The sequence below is a fragment of the Thalassobaculum sp. genome (genome assembly GCF_040219215.1).
Classification (GTDB): Bacteria; Pseudomonadota; Alphaproteobacteria; order Thalassobaculales; family Thalassobaculaceae; genus Thalassobaculum_A.
Genome location: NZ_JAVJSX010000008.1, coordinates 243,997 through 260,863 on the forward strand (window position 1 = coordinate 243,997; position 16,867 = coordinate 260,863).

Genomic DNA, 16,867 nt, shown 5'->3' on the forward strand with positions numbered 1-16,867 from the left:
CTTTGGTTCCTCTCGTGCGGCCGCGGGTTTCCGGCCGCGCCAACGTGCCAAGGCGTCAGATCTCGGCATCGCGCCGCCAGCGACGCGGCAGCATGGCGTTCAGCACACCGTCCTTGCGGATGACCGAGTGGTAGACGATGGCGGCAATGGCATGGACCGCGATCAGGCCCAGAAGGGAGTAAACTACCACCTGTTTCCAGCCGTAGATCGCCATCGCCAGTTCACGGTCGTAGTAGAGAACGCTAGGCATCTCCAACGCTTTCAGCCCGAAGGGATGCACGTCGATCGCCTTGGCTTCCAGGTACAGCCACCCCAGGACCGGCGCGCTCAGCAGCAGGGCATACAGCGCAACGTGTGCCGCCTTGGCGCCGAGGTGCAGGAGCATCGGCTCGGACGGGTCGGGCCTGCGCTTGCGGCCGAAGGTGACGCGCCAAAGGATGCGCAGCACCACCAGCGCGAACACCGTAAACCCGAGGGTCTTGTGCAGATCGATCGATCCTTTCACGATCCCGGGAAACGTGGCCAGGGTAAACAGCGCCAGCACCAGCGCAACGGTGAGCCAGTGGAAGGCGATGGTTGCCGAGTCATACGGGAGGGTCTGTCGCGGGGCGGGGTTCATGCTCAACGTAGCCTCCACCAATGTGTCGACCGGAAACCCGCCAGCCCGTTGCCCGCTCTTGATCGACGGATATCGAACGGGCGGTCTTTGGGTATCAGGACACCCATTTCACGCGTGAGCGTTGTGCCAATTCCAGGGTTTGGCAACAGGTATTTGTGGGTCGGCAGCGGCGGCCGGGGTCTATAGCGGCAGGCCGGGCGTGCGGCCGCTCACCTCCAGTTCCCAGAACGCCTGCCAGGCATCGCCGGTGCGCTCCAGCACCAGGTAATTGCGTTCGGCGCTGTAGATCCAGGAACGACCCGGCAGCGGCCGCAGGCGGACCGGCTGGTCCGGAAGCGGATCCTCGCCCAGGGCCGCGAGCAGCCCAAGCCCGAAGGCGTAGGGACGCGGCGGTGCGGGATGGGCGATGCCGGACGCCACCAGTTGGTGAAGCACGATCCCGTTCCGGAACGGCATCTCGCCCCGGGTCGCCAGATGAATCTCGCCGGACAGCACCGTGATCCCGCATGTGTGCCGCTCCGAATGCGTCTCCAGGGTTCTCAGGAAACGCCGCCATTCCTTCCGGTGCGCCCGGCTCTGCCATTGGTCGCGCAGGTCGTCCTTGTACTTTCGGATGCCCGGGAAGATCGTCATCAGGCGCTCGACCCAGCTCAGCCGCGGGCCGAGCGCCGGTACGCTCGACATCAGAAACAGCCGGTCGCCGGGTCGATCGGCCGTTAGGGATCGCTCGAACACCGCCCAGCCGGCAGGCCCCATAACCCGGTCCGGCCGCCGCTCGGAGCGTAGATCCGGGGCGACCACCGTGAAGCCGGGAAACCGCGCGGCAAAGCCGAACGTGTCGCCGGCAGCGTCGATCTCGTCGTCGGTCAGACCAAGCTGGAACACCGCAAATGCCCGGCGCGCGACCGCGAAAAGGCCCTGGCCGACCGGGCTGTCCAGGGTCGCCGCCGGATGGCTGCCCCAGCCGTCGATGATGTCGTGATCGTCCCACATCATCAGCGACGGCACCCGTGCGCACAGGTGGGCAATGCCCGGCTGACTGTACAGCGTGAGGTAGCGCTCGACGAAGAACCGCTCCGCCGCTTCGCGGGCCCCGTCGGTGAACTCGTGCCGGGCTTTGTGGGCCGTTCGGCACTTTGACCAACGCTGCAGAACCGGGTGAACGGTCAGCACCTCGTCCGCATACAGCTGGTCGCCGCCCTGCAGCATAAGCCCGAACGGAGCGCGATCGTGCTCGTCCGCCAACCGGCACCACATGGCGTTGCGTTCGTCGAGCGGGCGCCGGTGGTCGCCTTCCTCCTGGCCGTTGCATGAGACGTAGGCGATCCGGGCGTCGCCGGTCAGATCGGCGACCACCGGATAGATCTCGTCGCCAAGCCGGTAGACGGCATCGGGACGTGCCGGCAGCGCGAAGTCGTAACGCCATACCGTTCGGCCCGCCGCGCGGCAGAGCACTGTCGGTCGCACGCCCTCGGTGTCGGCCGGTATCAGCGGCGGCGGCTCGTTATCGCCAGGGACCACCAGCAATGCCGCCATCCGACAGGCCTGCGCGTCGGCGCCTCGCGCCAGCAGGACCGGTCCAACGGATTGACGTTCGTTCATTGCACCTCTCGAAAAGCGGAGCCTGCGGTCGCATATCTGCCGGGACGATCGAGGGGGATGCCCTTGCCGACGAACGGCGTTAGGCTGCCCGCCGAGCTTCAACCGTCCTTATGGATCGGCCACCAACATGGGAGGATCAACCATGGCATTACAACTGGGCGATACCGCGCCTGACTTCACCGCCGACACCACCGAAGGCGAAATCAGCTTCCACAAATGGATCGGCGACGGCTGGTGCATCCTGTTCTCGCACCCCAAGGATTTCACGCCCGTCTGCACCACCGAGCTCGGCTACATGGCGAAGCTGAAGCCGGAATTCGACAAGCGTAACGTCAAGATCCTGGCGGTCAGCGTCGATCCGGTCACCGAACACCGGGTATGGGTCAAGGACATCGAGGAAACCCAGGGTACGTTGCCGAACTACCCGATCGTCGGCGACCAGGACCGGAAAGTGTCCACCCTGTACGGCATGATCCACCCGAACGCGCTGGACAGCATGACCGTGCGCACGGTGTTCGTGATCGGGCCGGACAAGAAGATCAAGCTGACCTTGACCTACCCGGCCAGCACCGGCCGCAACTTCGACGAAGTCCTGCGGGTCGTCGACTCGCTGCAGCTTACCGCCAAGCATTCGGTGGCCACTCCGGTCAACTGGAAGCACGGCGGCGAGGTAATCATCGTGCCGTCGCTGAACGACGAGGCCGCCAAGGCCAAGTTCCCGGGCGGCTGGCGCACCGAGAAGCCGTATCTGCGCTATGTGCCGCAGCCGAAGTGAGCTGAGGCACGCCTGAACGACACTGTCGGATCCCGGTCGGTCACGCCCTGACCGGCCGGGGCCCGGCGACCAACCAGATGATCAGGCCCAGGATCGGCAGCACCAGGATCAACAGGATCCACAGCACCTTGCCACCGGTCGAGGTGGAACTGCCGACCACGCTGACAATCGCCCAGATGTCCAGCGCCAGTATGATCAGGCCCAACAGACCGCTGACTTCTATTCCCATCGCCTCGCTCCTTGTCGGATGATATCGGTCGGACAAGCAACGTTCCCGGCGTCGATCCGTTCCGGCCGGCGACGCGGAACCGGGACGAGGGGGAAGACGCCATGCGCACACAGGTCGGGATTGTCGGCGGCGGGCCGGCTGGGCTGCTGTTGTCCCACCTGTTGCACCGCCAGGGCATCGACAGCGTCATCGTCGAGCGCCGCAGCCGTGCCTATGTCGAGGGCCGGATCCGCGCCGGCGTGCTGGAGCAGGGCACCGTCGACCTGCTGGCCGAGACCGGGCTGGGCGCCAGGATGGCACGCGAGGGGCTGGTCCATGGCGGCATTGAGATCGCCATCGACGGGGCCCGCCACCGCATCGATCTCGCCGCGCTGACCGGCAAGAGCGTCACCGTCTACGGCCAGACTGAAGTCACCAAGGACCTGATTGAGGCCCGGCTGGCGGCCGGCGGCACCATCGTCTACGAGGCCGACGAGGTCAGCGTGCACGGTTTCGACAGCGACACGCCAAGCATTCGCTGGCGCACCGCGGACGGCCCGCAGGAACTGCACTGCGATTTCATCGCCGGCTGCGACGGCTTCCACGGTGTCTGCCGGCCGAGCGTCCCGGCGGGCCGCATCCGCACCTACGAGCGGGTTTATCCGTTCAACTGGCTCGGCATCCTGTCGCAGACTGAACCGGTGTCGGACGAGTTGATCTACGCCAGCCACGACCGCGGCTTTGCGCTGGCGTCGATGCGCAGTCATGCCCTGAGCCGCTACTACATCCAGTGCGACCTCGACGTGAAGCTGGACGACTGGCCGGACGAGCGGATCTGGGACGAACTGAAAACCCGGCTCGGCCCCGAGGCGGCGGCGACCATCGAGACCGGTCCGTCGATCGAGAAGAGCGTGGCGCCGCTGCGCAGCGTCGTGGCCGAGCCCATGCGCTTCGGCCGGATGTTCCTCGCCGGCGACGCAGCCCACATCGTCCCGCCGACCGGCGCCAAGGGCCTGAACCTGGCGGTCGCCGACGTGCGGGTGCTGGCCGAGGCCTTCGCCGAACACTTCCGCGACGGATCGAGCGCCGGGATCGACAGCTACTCCGAGCGCGCCCTGAAGCGGGTGTGGAAGGCCCAGCGCTTCTCCTGGTGGTTCTCCGCCCAACTGCACCGCTACGACGGCGCCGAGCCGTTCGCACGCCGGCTGCAACTGGCCGAACTGGACTACCTGACGGGTTCCGAGGCGGCGTCCCACGCCTTCGCCGAGAATTACGTGGGCTTGCCGTTCGGATAGCGATGGACGCTGCCCGGATAAGGATCTAGACGGGAATCCGTGAACTCAGCCGGACCGGTTCCTGCGTCCCGGGCACCGAAGCCCTTCATGCTGTTGCGTCGATGCGGGTCGCGGTGGTCGACCCGACAACGCCGTCGTACCGAGGAGACACCCATGCGCATTGTCGATGTGGTCGAGACCACCAAGCCGATCTCGTCGCCGATCCGGAACGCCTACATCGACTTCACGAAGATGACCACCAGCCTGGTCGCCGTGGTGACGGACGTGGTGCGCGACGGTCGCCGGGTCGTCGGCTACGGCTTCAACTCCAACGGACGCTATGGCCAGGGCGGTCTGATCCGCGAGCGGTTCCGGGACCGGGTCGTCGACGCCGATCCGGCCAGCCTGCTGGATGACGACGGCGGCAACCTCGACCCGCACCGCGTCTGGGCGGCGATGATGGCGAACGAGAAGCCCGGCGGCCACGGCGAGCGCTCCGTTGCGGTCGGAACGCTGGACATGGCGGTCTGGGATGCGGTCGCGAAGATCGCCGGCAAGCCCCTGTTCCGCCTGCTCGCGGAGAAGCAGGGCCGGGACGCGGATCCACGCGTCTTCGTGTACGCGGCCGGCGGCTACTACTATCCCGGCAAGGACAACTCCGCTCTCCGGTCGGAGATGCGCGGCTATCTGGACCGTGGCTACAACGTCGTCAAAATGAAGATCGGCGGCGCCTCGATCGACCAGGATCGCGGCCGGATCGAGGCTGTGCTTGAGGAAATCGGCTCGGAGGCCCAACTGGCGGTCGACGCCAATGGGCGCTTCGACCTCGAGACCGCCATCGCCTACGCCAAGATGCTGCGCGGCTACCCGCTGTTCTGGTACGAGGAGCCCGGCGATCCTCTCGACTTCGCCCTGCAGTCGGCGCTCGCGGAGTTCTATCCCGGAGCGATGGCGACCGGTGAGAACCTGTTCTCCCACCAGGACGCCCGGAACCTGATCCGCTACGGCGGCATGCGGCCCGACCGCGACTGGCTGCAGTTCGATTGCGCGCTGTCATATGGGCTGGTGGAGTACCTGCGCACCCTGGACGTCCTCGCCGGACATGGATGGTCCGCGTCGCGCTGCATTCCCCATGGCGGGCACCAGATGTCGCTGAACATTGCCGCCGGCCTCGGGCTTGGTGGCAACGAGAGCTATCCCGACCTGTTTCAGCCCTATGGCGGATTCCCGGATTCGGTGCGTGTCGAAGACGGCCACATCGTCATGCCGGACCTTCCGGGAATCGGCTTCGAGGGCAAGTCGGATCTGATCAGGGTCATGCGCGACCTCGCCGAATAGCGCACAGGCGCTCCCTCCTATTCGGCGGCTACCTCGGAGCGTTCGCTCCAGCGGTAGACGAACACCTCGTCCTCCAGGTCGATCGCCGGGAAGGCGTCCTTCTCGCGCCAGTAGTCCTGGGTGTGCTGCCATTCCGGGGTGGTGCCGCGCTTCGGCAGGATGTCCATCGCGCGCGTCAGATAGCCCGGGTTGAAGTTCTCCGGATCGATCCAGGGCAACCGCGGCATGTCCCGCTCGGATGGCCGCAGCGCCGGTTCTACGCTCGTCGCGCCGGTCGCCTTCATGTGGTTCAGCAGCCGGCACACGAACTCGGCAACCAGTTCGCTGCGCAGAGCCCAACTCGCCCGGAAATAGCCGAACACCCAGGCGAGGTTCGGGACTCCGGTGAACATGGTCCCGCGGTAGGTGACCGTGTCGCGGAAGTCGAGCGGCTGGCCGTCGATGGTGAAGGCAATGTCGCCCATCATGCTCATGTTGAAGCCGGTCGCGGTCACGATGATGTCGGCGTCCAGGGCCTTGCCGGATTTCAGCCGGATGCCGGTCTCCGTGAAGCGGTCGATCTCGTCGGTCACCACCGACGCCCTGCCGTCGGCGATCGCCTTGAACAGGTCCGCGTCGGGCACGAAGGCGATGCGCTGGCGCCAGGGCCGGTACGACGGCGTGAAGTGTTTTTCCACGTCGTAGTCCGGTCCGAGCAAGGCGCGAACGTTCCCCAGCAGGTCGTTCTTCACGGCATCGGGCTTCTCGAAGCACATGTCTGTGAATGCGGCCTGGTCGAACAGGATCTTGCGCCGGGTGATCTCGTGGATCCAGGTTTCGTCGACCTGCAACTCCCGCAACGTCTCGGCGATCTCGATGGCGTTGCGGCCGGTGCGGAAGAAGGTTGGCGAGCGCTGCAGCATGGTTACGTGCGCGGCGGTCCCCGCCATCGCCGGCACCACGGTAGCCGCGGTGGCACCCGAGCCGATCACCAAGACGTTCCTGCCGGCATAGTCGAGGTCTTCAGGCCAGGTCTCGGGGTGGGCGATCGTGCCCTTGAAGTCGGCCATGCCCTCCCACTGCGGGGTGTAGCCCTGATTGTGCCGGTAGTAGCCCTGGCACATCCACAGGAAACCGGCGCTGATGCGCACGGTCTCGCCGGTGTCCGTTCGGGCCGCCTCGACGACCCAGCGGCTGTCTTCGTGGGACCAGTCGGCCTTCAGGATCTTGTGGCGGTAGCGGATATGCCGCGCCAGATCGTTCTCGTCGATCACCTCGCCCATGTAGGAGCGGATCTCCTCGGCGGTCGCGATTGGCGGCCCGACCCACGGCTTGAAGCTGTAGCCGAAGGTGTGCAGGTCACTGTCCGACCGGATGCCGGGGAACCGGTGGGTCCACCAGGTTCCGCCGTAACTTTCCTCCGCTTCGAGGATGACGAAGCTGGTGTCCGGGTTGTGCTGGCGCAGGTGGTAGGCGCCTCCGATCCCGGAGATCCCGGCGCCGACGATCAGAACGTCGACGCGCTCGGTGGCGGATTGCCTGGTCATGAAATCGCGCTCCCTCGCTGCGGCACGGTGCACCGATACCCGCCCCACGAGAGCCGCATGTTAGCCGGTCCGCTCATGGACGTCGCCATCTTGAGCGAGCTGATGCCGATATCAAGCGGAGCGGATCAACCCAAAGTATTCACCGGACGGCTTGGCGGGCAGTCCCGTGAGCGATCGAGGCCGGCCGGGACGCGCTGCGGTCTCAAGCGGGGGAGTTAAGCATCCTGAAAAACATTGGATTTTGTAGGGTTTTGACGAATCAGCATAAAGATGTAACCTTGGAATAATACGAACCGGACAGAATTCCAGCACGAGAATGGGGCCTATAATGCCCCATGTTAATTCTATGAAAAGGAGGCGTCATGACTAAAAAGATTAGTCAAGGACTCATGGCAAATATCGAAGAAATGGCTCGGGAAGGTAAAATTCCGAGACGGGAATTCATAAAATACTCAATGGCGGCGGGACTTGCCGCGTCAACGGCGACCGGGCTTTGGGCCGGCTCGGCGGTCGCAGCCCCAAAGAAGGGCGGGACCTTCCGATGGGGGATCCACGACGGCAACACGTCTGACACGCATGACCCCGGGACATACGTCACGCGCCAGATGATCTTTCTCGCGCACCAGTACCGAAGCTATCTGACGATGATCAATCCGGACAATTCGCTCGGTCCGGATCTCGCCACCGAGTGGAAGGCCACCCCGGACGCTGCCGAGTGGACGTTCATGCTCAACAAGAACGCGAGCTTCCACAGCGGCAAGCCGGTTAAGGCGGCCGACGTTGTCGCGTCGATGAACCATCACCGGGGCGACGCTACGACATCGGCGGCGAAGTCGCTGCTGACCGACGTGACCGACATCGTCGCCGACGGCGACCACGCCGTCACCTTCAAGCTGGCACGAGGCAACGCCGACCTGCCCTGGTTGATGACCGACTATCACCTCGCGATCTGCCCGGCGAACGCCGACGGTACGATCGATTGGAAGTCGGGTGACGGCTCCGGCCCCTACAAGATCGACGACGGCGAGTTCGGCGTGAGCTGGGCCCTCAGCCGGCACGACGGCTGGCACGGTGAAGGCGCCTGGTTCGACAAGGTCACGATGATCGTCCTGAACGATCCGAACGCCCGTCAGACGGCGTTGGTTACCGGCGATGTCGACTGCATCTCTCTGGTCGAGTTGAAGACCCTGGCGCTCCTGCCGCGCTCGCCGAACATCAAGGTGGACAACGTGCCGTCCAGCGCTGCGATCACCATGCCGATGTTCTGCGACACGGCCCCCTTCGACAATGTCGACGTCCGCAATGCGCTGAAGCTGTCGATGAACCGTCAGGAGATCATCGACAAGATCGCGTTCGGCGCCGCGACCATGGGCAACGACTTCCACATCGCCCCGGTGCAGCCGTACTTCCCGGCCGAAATCCCGCAGCGCGAGTATGATCCGGACAAGGCGAAGTCGCTGCTGAAGAAGGCTGGGGCCGAGGGTTTGTCGGTGAGCATCCACACCGCGGACAGCGTGTTCTCAGGCGCGGTGGACATGTGCGTCCTGTACTCGGAGCACGCGAAGGCCGCGGGCATCAACCTGAAGGTCGTGCGCGAGCCGAACGACGGGTACTACTCGGATGTCTGGCTCAAGAAGCCGTTCACCGCCGTATCCTGGGGATCACGCCCGACGCCGGACGTGATGTTCACGCTGGCTTACAAGGACGACGCCGCCTGGAACGAGAGCCGTTGGAAGAATCCGCGGTTCAACGAACTCCTGCTGCAGGCCAAGTCCGAGCTCAACGATACCCGGCGCGCCGAGATGTATCATGAGATGAGCCTGCTGATGCGCGACGACGGTGGGACCATCATCCCGTTCTTCAACAACTTCGTCTTCGCACGAGGCAAGAACGTGATGCATGGCCCGGATCTGGCCGCCAGCTGGGCGTGCGACGGCGCCCGGGCGCCCAGCCGCTGGTGGTTCGCCTGACATAACTAGAGACCGCGCCGCCCTGGGGCGGCGCGGTTACGCGGGCTCCGGCGGTCGGAAGCATTGCCTTCCACCGCCGCGGTTCCGCCACGACCAACAAAAACGCCGCCTGCAAGGCGGAGCAACCGGAGGGAAATCGTGGGCGACGTTGCGACCATCATCCTCAAACGCCTCGGGCTGGGCCTCGTCACCCTCCTCGTAATTTCGGTCCTCATCTTCAGCGCTGTGGAACTGCTGCCAGGCGATGTCGCCGAGGCGGTGCTGGGGCAGGGCGCCACCGCCGAGAACGTGGCGGCGATGCGGGAGAAGCTTGGTCTCGATCAGCCGGCGCCGGTCCGTTATTTCAGTTGGCTGGGCGGTGCCGTCACCGGCGATTTCGGGTTCTCGCTGACGTCCGACGAGCGGGTGACCGACAAGATCGGGCCGCGCCTCCTCAACACGTTGTTCCTCGCATGCTATGCCGCCGTCATCGCGGTTCCGCTGGCGATCGTGCTGGGCGTCGTGGTCGCGCTCCTGCGCAACACGATGTTCGACCGGGTCGCGAACGTGCTGACCCTGACCTCGATCTCGTCGCCGGAATTCTTCCTCGGCTACATCCTGATCCTTTACCTGGCCGTGAAGGCGCCGTTGTTCCCGGCGATCGCAAGCCTCTCCCAGGGGATGAGCATACCCGACCTGCTGCATCGCACGTTCCTGCCGGCGCTCACCATGGTGCTTGTCGTCACGGCACACATGATGCGGATGACCCGGGCGGTAATCATCAACCTGCTGTCCTCGCCCTATATCGAGATGGCGCGCCTCAAGGGCGCACCCGCCTGGAAGGTGATCGTGCGGCACGCCCTGCCGAACGCCTGGGCGCCGATCATCAACGTCGTTGCGCTCAACCTGGCCTATCTCATCACCGGAGTGGTCCTCGTCGAGGTCGTCTTCGTCTATCCGGGCATCGGACAGCTCCTTGTCGACGCGGTCAGCAAACGCGACTTCCCGGTGGTTCAAGCGGTCTGCCTCATCTTCGCGGCGACCTTCATCCTTCTCAATCTCGCGGCGGACATCGGGGCGATCCTGACCAATCCGCGCCTCCGGCATCCGAAGTGAGGGCGTGGACATGAACTACTTCGTCATCGGTTACTACGCGCTCCTGATCGGCGCCTCCTGCCTCGCGGCCTTCTACGGTCGCCGGTCCGCCTTCATGATGCTGTTCACCCTGACCCTGGTCTCCTTCGTGGCGGGCATCGTCGGCGGTGAGTCGACGCTGTGGACAATCACGCTGCTCGCCGGCGCGCTCGCTCTCGCGGCGGGCACGGCCTACTGCTTCCGGGAATTCCTGGTGAACATCGCCGGTAAGGAGATCTCCAAAGCGCTCCGAACCGCGCCACTGACCGCCTCCTTCGGGATGTTCGTGATCTTCACCTACGCGGTCACGGGAATCTTCGCCCCGATCATCGCGCCGCACGGCGAGGCGGAGGTGATCGCGTCCGCCTTTGCGCCGGCGGACGAAAACATGCTGCTCGGTGCGGACCAACTCGGCCGCGACATGTTCAGCCGAATCGTCTACGGCGCGCGGAACACCGTCGGCCTCGCGCTCAGCGCGACCCTTCTGGCGTTCTTCCTGGGGGCCTTCGCGGGGCTGCTCGCGGCAACCAAGGGCGGCACCCTCGACCAGGTGATGGGCAGGGCGGCTGACGTGATCATGTCGATCCCGTCGCTGATCTTCGCGCTGCTTCTTCTCTCAATCTTCGGTACCAACCTGATCGTGCTCGTGATCATCGTCGCGATCATCTATGCGCCGCGGGTGTTCCGCCTGACCCGTGCGGTGGCCGGCAACATCGTGGTGATGGACTACATCGAGGCGGCACGGCTTCGCGGCGAGGGCGATCTGTACCTGATCCGCAAGGAGATCCTGCCGAACTCCACGGCGCCGCTGATCGCGGAGTTCGGGCTCGAGTTCTGCTTCGTGTTTCTGCTGATTGCCGGCTTGTCCTTCCTCGGGTTGGGCATCCAACCACCGACCGCAGACTGGGGCTCGATGGTGCGCGAGAACGCGACGCTGATCTCGTTCGGCGAGATCACTCCGTTGATCCCCGCCGGTGCGATCGCGCTACTGACTGTTGCGGTAAATTTCGTCGTGGACTGGATGCTTTGGCGTTCGGCCGGCCTGAAGGAGTGACGACATGGCAGATCAATCCAAGAAGAGCTTGCTGCTCGACGTCAAGGACCTCCGCATCGAGGGCTATTCCGACGAAAAGTGGATCGAAATCGTCCACGGCGTCAGCCTGTCGCTGAACCGCGGCGAAGTGCTCGGCCTCATTGGCGAATCCGGAGCCGGGAAATCCACCATCGGCCTTGCCGCAATGGGTTACGCCCGGGATGGCTGCCGGATCTCCGGCGGGTCCATCGAGTTCGACGGGATGGAACTGACGACCTCGACGGAGACGGAGCTCCGCGTCCTTCGGGGCTCGCGGATCGCCTATGTCGCGCAGTCTGCCGCCGCTTCCTTCAACCCGGCCCACACGCTGATCGAGCAGCATGTGGAGGCGCCGCTGCACTACCGGATGCGGAAACGGACCCAGGCCCAGGAAGACGCGATGGAGCTCTACCACCGCCTTCGCCTGCCCAATCCGCAGGAGATCGGCTTTCGCTATCCGCACCAGGTCTCCGGCGGCCAGCTTCAGCGGGCGATGACGGCGATGGCGATGGCGTGCCGGCCCGACCTCATCATCTTCGACGAGCCCACGACCGCCCTGGACGTGACCACCCAGATCGAGGTCCTGGCGGCGATCCGTGACATCGTCGACCAGTTCGACACCGCCGCGATCTACATCACCCACGACCTCGCGGTCGTTGCCCAGATGGCGGACAAGATCAAGGTGCTGCTGAAGGGCGACGAGGTCGAAGAATCCTCGACGGAAGAGATGCTCGACAACCCGAAGGAGGACTACACGCGGAGTCTCTGGGCGGTCAGAAGCTTCAAGCGCAAGCAGAAATCGAGGCCGGGGGGCGATGCCGTGCCGGTCGTATCGGTGCAGAACATCGACGCCGCCTACGGGCCGACCAAGGTGCTGGAGGATGTCTCGTTCGACATCCATGCCGGCATGACGGTCGCCGTGGTCGGTGAGTCAGGCTCGGGCAAGTCGACGACGGCGCGCTGCATCACCGGTTTGCTGCCACCGACCAAGGGCAAGGTGCTGTTCAACGGCGCCGAGCTGCCGACGAGCTACCGAGACCGCACCAAGGATCAGCTCCGTCAGGCCCAGATGATCTACCAGATGGCCGACACCGCGCTGAATCCCAAGGTGCGGATCCACGAGATCATCGGCCGGCCGGCGAAGTTCTACGGCGGGCTGTCGGGTGCTGCCCTCAAGGCTCGGGTTGACGAGCTTCTCGACCTCATCGAGCTCGAGCCGTCGCAGTACTACAACCGCTACCCGCCCGAACTCTCGGGCGGACAGAAGCAGCGGATCGGCATCGCCCGGGCCCTGGCGGCCAATCCAAGCTTCATCATCTGCGACGAGGTGACCTCGGCCCTCGACCAGTTGGTCGCCGAAGGCATCCTGAAGCTGCTCGACAAGCTGCAGCGCGAGCTCGACCTCGCCTACATGTTCATTACCCATGACCTGGCGACCGTTCGCGCCATCGCCGACGAGGTCGTGGTGATGCGTCGTGGCAAGGTGGTCGAGCAGGGATCGAAGATCGAGATGTTCCAGCCGCCGCACCACCCCTACACCGATCTGCTGCTGTCCTCGGTTCCGGAGATGGACCCGAACTGGCTGACGACGGTGCTGGAGGAACGGGGCGTCGACAACATCGGCGACGCCGCCAAGGTCTGAACCGGCGGCCGGCCAGCTGACGGCAGGCGCGGCGTTGGGGATCCGGCTCGAACGGACTTCTTCGCATTCGCGGGTGGGAGAGATGTCGCCGAACGGCGTCGCTTATTCGCCGGTCAGCACGATGTTCTGAATGACGTCGGCCGATGTCTTGGATTTGAGTAGACGTCGGGCAACAGGGGGAGATCGTGCGCGCCTACCGGCGGTGCGCATCGTCGCACGTCCCGACGACCTTTGCCGCGATTCCAATCCACACACCTACGACGGTCGTGACCGCATCGCGCCTGGGATTCTCAGGGGTTGCGAACACGATGCTGATCGGCGTTTGTGCTGATCATTTCAAGGCATATCAGAAAATGAAGTTCCAATTTTAATGTATTGTTAGAGAAATTATGCAAAATCTGTAACCGAAGGGGTTTCATCCGGCGTTGCCGCAACTCGGCCTCCCGCGCAAACGATTGGGCAGATCACTTGCAGTCTGACGTTCCCGCTTCCAGGGCCGAGACCCTAGTTCCACTCGACGATCCTTGGACCGCGAGACCCTCGCTCTCCGGCTCCCTCGCACCGCTCGGATTCCTGATCATCGTGTTCCTTGCGGTGATAGCGGTTCTGTTGGCATACGCGGCGCACCGCCAGAATGAGTTGGCGCTCAAGGCATCAGAGCATCTCGCCCAGAGCGTCTTGAGCGTCGAGATGTTGGCGATAGCCGGGTACGTCAGGGACTACGCGGTCTGGGACGATGCGGTCGAGAACCTGGTGCTCAACGTCAACGAGACCTGGGCAACGGAGAACATTGGCAGGTGGGCGTACGAAAACCTCGCCATGGACGCGACGTTCGTGGTCGACGGGCGAGACCGGGCAATCTACCAGATGATCGAGGGCGAACGCTTCCCCGGCGAACTGACCGATCGGGTCACTGCCGGGCTTCGCCCATTGATCCAAGCGGCGCGAGAGAGTCAAGGCGCACCACCTGAACGCGTGAGATCGGGCTTCGTCTTGCTCGACGGCGCGGCGGCGATGGCAGCCGCCGCTCCCGTGCAGAATCAAGACGGTCGCGACGATGGGAGCGGGGAGAGTAGGCCGACCGTGTTGATCTATGTCCGGGCCCTTGACGCAGCCAAGCTCGACTCGATTGCGGAGAATTATCTGCTCACACGGCTACGACTGTCTTCAGATGCGCGTTCCGCCCATGCGTCCCTGCCATTGTCGACGACCACGGGTGAGGTGCTGGCGCACCTTCATTGGCAACCGGAACGGCCGGGGGGCGACCTCCTGGCGCAATTGATCGGTCCGGGACTAGCGGTGCTTGCGGTCATCGGCCCGTTGATCTTCTTGGTCATCGCTCGCGCCTACGGGACCATCAAATGCCTGCGCGACAGGCACCATCAACTGCAGGCTCTGGCACTGTCCCTGGCCAGCGCGCGGGACGAGTCCGATGCGCACGCTTCTGCGGAACTTGAACTGCGACGACAGGCAGAGTCCGCCTATCAAGCGAAATCCGACTTCCTGGCCTTGATCAGTCACGAACTGCGAACTCCGCTGAATGCCATTATTGGTTTCTCCGAGATTCTGAGGGCAACTGGTCGTAGTCCCTCGCGGCACTCGGAAGAGAACATCAAGTATCTCGACTACATCCACCAGAATGGCGAACATCTCCTATCGCTGATCAATGACATGATCGACTTGACGCGCATCGAGTCCGGTCGATACCAGCCTAGGGACAAATGCGCGCCGCTCCAGGGCGTGCTGGAGCGTTGTGTCATGCTGTTGCGGCAAGAGGCGCTCGATTCGGGTATTGATGTCTCCTGCGCGGCCACGACCGTGATTGTCCGGGCTGATCAGCAGGCCATGAAGCAGATGATCGTCAGCCTGCTGTCCAATGCCATCAAGTTTACGGGGCGCGGAGGCAACGTCAGGATCATGGTTGATCTGAACGACGCTTGGCTCGAGATCAGGGTCTGCGACACCGGGATCGGCATGACTGAAGCCGACTTGCAAAGGGCACAGGCACCGTTTGGCCAAGCCAGCAGGACGATGATCCGAAGCACAGGCGGAACTGGCCTTGGCCTGAACATCGCACGCGCTCTGGCCAAGGCCCACGGCGGCGACCTGGAACTCCAGTCAGAGCATGGCGTCGGGACGGTTGCGTTCCTGCGGCTGCCCCGTATCAGGGTATCGCCTACGCTGGACGACCCGACGCCGCTTCAGTCGACGCCAATCTAGGAATGTGTCCGGCGGCGCGCCACTCATGCGGTCAGCATACCCCGTTCAAGGGCCAGCAGCGCCGAGGCCCGCTACGGGTGTACGGCAGGCGTTCGATCAGCGACGCGCAGACGCCGCCGGTGTCGACCACCACGGCGCGGCGGGCGATCGCCTGGAACGCGATCTTCCAGGCGCTGCCGGATTTCGCGACCAGCGCCGGCTCGCCTGCCGGGTCGATGCCGACCCGGCGTAGATGGGTGTCGTCGAACGGCATCACCCGTTCGCCGGTCAGCACGACGTTGAGCCCGAAATCGGTACGCACTACCGCGACATCGCCCATCGGCACCTGCTGGCCGGTCATGTAGGCGCCGTCGCGCACGTAGCGTACGGCCGGTTCGTCGAACACCACGGTCCCTTCGACCGTCACAGGAGCACCGTGGAGGTCGGGCAGGGTACGTCCGCCGACCGGACCGGCAAACCGCTTCCTCCCGCGCGCGCCCGCGGCCGCTGACGGGTCCCAGATCACGATGGTGCCGGGCACCCTGCGACGCACCATCTCCGCGAGGATTGCCGTTCCGTCGCCCGGCGCGCCGCCGCCGACATTGTCGGCGGGTTCGACCAACACGACCGGACCGGTACCCGGTTCCGCCGCGACGCCGACGGCTTCCATCACCGGAACCAGCACCGGTTGGAATTGTTCACGGGCCGTCTCGATGGCATCGACGACAGCAGCGACCTCGCGCGTCACCGCCTTCGGGTCGCTGCCAAAGCCGGTGACCGCGATGCCCAGATGGTCGACATCAGCGTAGGCGAAGCCCTGTGCGACCGAGACCACATCCACGCCGTCGACCGCCTCGGCCTGTGCCACCCGCGCCATGACGGCGGCCATCGGCGGCTCGGCCGTCGCCTGCGTCTGCGGCACGGTGATCATCGCGAGCTTGCGGAAGACCTTGGCGGGACGGTTCCCGGTCGCCAGCAGCGCCGCCAGCCGGGCGGCCGCTTCCTCGCCGCGTGCACCCATGTCGGTGTGCGGGAACGTGTCGTAGCCGATCAGCAGGTCGCAGGCGTCGACCAGCGGCTGCGAGATGTTGGCGTGCAGGTCGTAGGTGGCGACGATCGGGACATCCGCCGGGGCACAATCGCGCACCCTGCGAGCCAGGGCTGCGTCCGCCTCGGGCACGCCCTCGGCGACCATTGCCCCGTGCAGGGCCAGCAGGATGCCGTCCGGCCGTTCGCGGCGAGCCGCATCGGCGATCCGTCCTGCCAGGGTCTCGAAGGCGGACGCGGTGACGGGGCCGGACGGGATGGCCCCGGCAAACAGGCCGGGTACTGCCTGGAACCCCACCGCTGCCGCGCCCTTCAGCATGCCGCCGATCTCGGTGTTGGTGCCGGCGTAACGGGTGGCCAGATCCGTGCCTTCCGCCCATTGGTAGGCGCGGAACGCCTTAAGGTCGGTGGCGATCGGCGAGAACGTGTTGGTCTCGTGCCATAGCCCGGCGATCAGGACCCGCGCGGTCATTTCCGTACCC

General features: G+C 64.9%; 13 protein-coding genes. 8 read left to right on the forward strand and 5 right to left on the reverse strand.

Annotated features, from left to right (window positions below):
- Positions 1 to 55: 55 nt before the first annotated feature.
- Positions 56 to 619, reverse strand: a complete 564-nt coding sequence (locus RIC54_RS06540; protein WP_350085655.1) for a cytochrome b — start codon at positions 617 to 619, stop codon at positions 56 to 58.
- 180 nt (positions 620 to 799) lie between these two features.
- Complete coding sequence (locus tag RIC54_RS06545; protein ID WP_350085658.1) at positions 800 to 2,221, reverse strand: alkaline phosphatase D family protein; 1,422 nt, start codon at positions 2,219 to 2,221, stop codon at positions 800 to 802.
- 142 nt (positions 2,222 to 2,363) lie between these two features.
- Here RIC54_RS06545 and RIC54_RS06550 point away from each other — a divergent pair, with 142 nt between their 5' ends.
- A complete protein-coding gene (locus RIC54_RS06550) occupies positions 2,364 to 2,996 on the forward strand; it encodes a peroxiredoxin (protein WP_350085661.1) in 633 nt (210 codons plus the stop codon).
- Positions 2,997 to 3,036: 40 nt separating this feature from the next.
- On the opposite strand, the gene RIC54_RS06555 is transcribed toward RIC54_RS06550, so the two are convergent.
- Positions 3,037 to 3,225, reverse strand: a complete 189-nt coding sequence (locus RIC54_RS06555) for a PLDc N-terminal domain-containing protein (protein ID WP_350085664.1) — start codon at positions 3,223 to 3,225, stop codon at positions 3,037 to 3,039.
- A 101-nt stretch (positions 3,226 to 3,326) separates the two neighbouring features.
- On the opposite strand from RIC54_RS06555, the gene pobA reads away from it, so the two are divergent.
- Together pobA and RIC54_RS06565 are read left to right on the forward strand one after the other, a co-directional pair.
- Positions 3,327 to 4,499 carry a 4-hydroxybenzoate 3-monooxygenase gene (gene pobA, locus RIC54_RS06560; RefSeq protein WP_350150873.1) on the forward strand — a complete coding sequence of 391 codons (1,173 nt, stop codon included), beginning with the start codon at positions 3,327 to 3,329 and terminating at the stop codon, positions 4,497 to 4,499.
- A gap of 153 nt (positions 4,500 to 4,652) precedes the next feature.
- Positions 4,653 to 5,816, forward strand: a complete 1,164-nt coding sequence (locus RIC54_RS06565) for a mandelate racemase/muconate lactonizing enzyme family protein (protein WP_350085670.1) — start codon at positions 4,653 to 4,655, stop codon at positions 5,814 to 5,816.
- A gap of 17 nt (positions 5,817 to 5,833) precedes the next feature.
- On the opposite strand, the gene RIC54_RS06570 is transcribed toward RIC54_RS06565, so the two are convergent.
- Positions 5,834 to 7,342, reverse strand: a complete 1,509-nt coding sequence (locus RIC54_RS06570) for a flavin-containing monooxygenase (RefSeq protein WP_350085673.1) — start codon at positions 7,340 to 7,342, stop codon at positions 5,834 to 5,836.
- 455 nt (positions 7,343 to 7,797) lie between these two features.
- Between RIC54_RS06570 and RIC54_RS06575 the strand changes: the two genes are divergently transcribed.
- From RIC54_RS06575 to RIC54_RS06595, 5 genes are all read left to right on the forward strand, one after another.
- A complete protein-coding gene (locus RIC54_RS06575) occupies positions 7,798 to 9,312 on the forward strand; it encodes an ABC transporter substrate-binding protein (RefSeq protein ID WP_350150875.1) in 1,515 nt (504 codons plus the stop codon).
- 138 nt (positions 9,313 to 9,450) lie between these two features.
- Positions 9,451 to 10,407 carry an ABC transporter permease gene (locus RIC54_RS06580; protein ID WP_350150877.1) on the forward strand — a complete coding sequence of 319 codons (957 nt, stop codon included), beginning with the start codon at positions 9,451 to 9,453 and terminating at the stop codon, positions 10,405 to 10,407.
- A gap of 10 nt (positions 10,408 to 10,417) precedes the next feature.
- A complete protein-coding gene (locus RIC54_RS06585; RefSeq protein WP_350085682.1) occupies positions 10,418 to 11,479 on the forward strand; it encodes an ABC transporter permease in 1,062 nt (353 codons plus the stop codon).
- Between the two features lie 4 nt (positions 11,480 to 11,483).
- Positions 11,484 to 13,139, forward strand: coding sequence for an ABC transporter ATP-binding protein (locus RIC54_RS06590; RefSeq protein ID WP_350085685.1), 1,656 nt, complete (start codon positions 11,484 to 11,486; stop codon positions 13,137 to 13,139).
- Between the two features lie 582 nt (positions 13,140 to 13,721).
- Positions 13,722 to 15,359, forward strand: a complete 1,638-nt coding sequence (locus tag RIC54_RS06595; RefSeq protein ID WP_350085688.1) for a sensor histidine kinase — start codon at positions 13,722 to 13,724, stop codon at positions 15,357 to 15,359.
- Between the two features lie 31 nt (positions 15,360 to 15,390).
- On the opposite strand, the gene RIC54_RS06600 is transcribed toward RIC54_RS06595, so the two are convergent.
- Positions 15,391 to 16,857, reverse strand: a complete 1,467-nt coding sequence (locus RIC54_RS06600; protein ID WP_350085691.1) for a M81 family metallopeptidase — start codon at positions 16,855 to 16,857, stop codon at positions 15,391 to 15,393.
- Between the last annotated feature and the right edge of the window lie 10 nt (positions 16,858 to 16,867).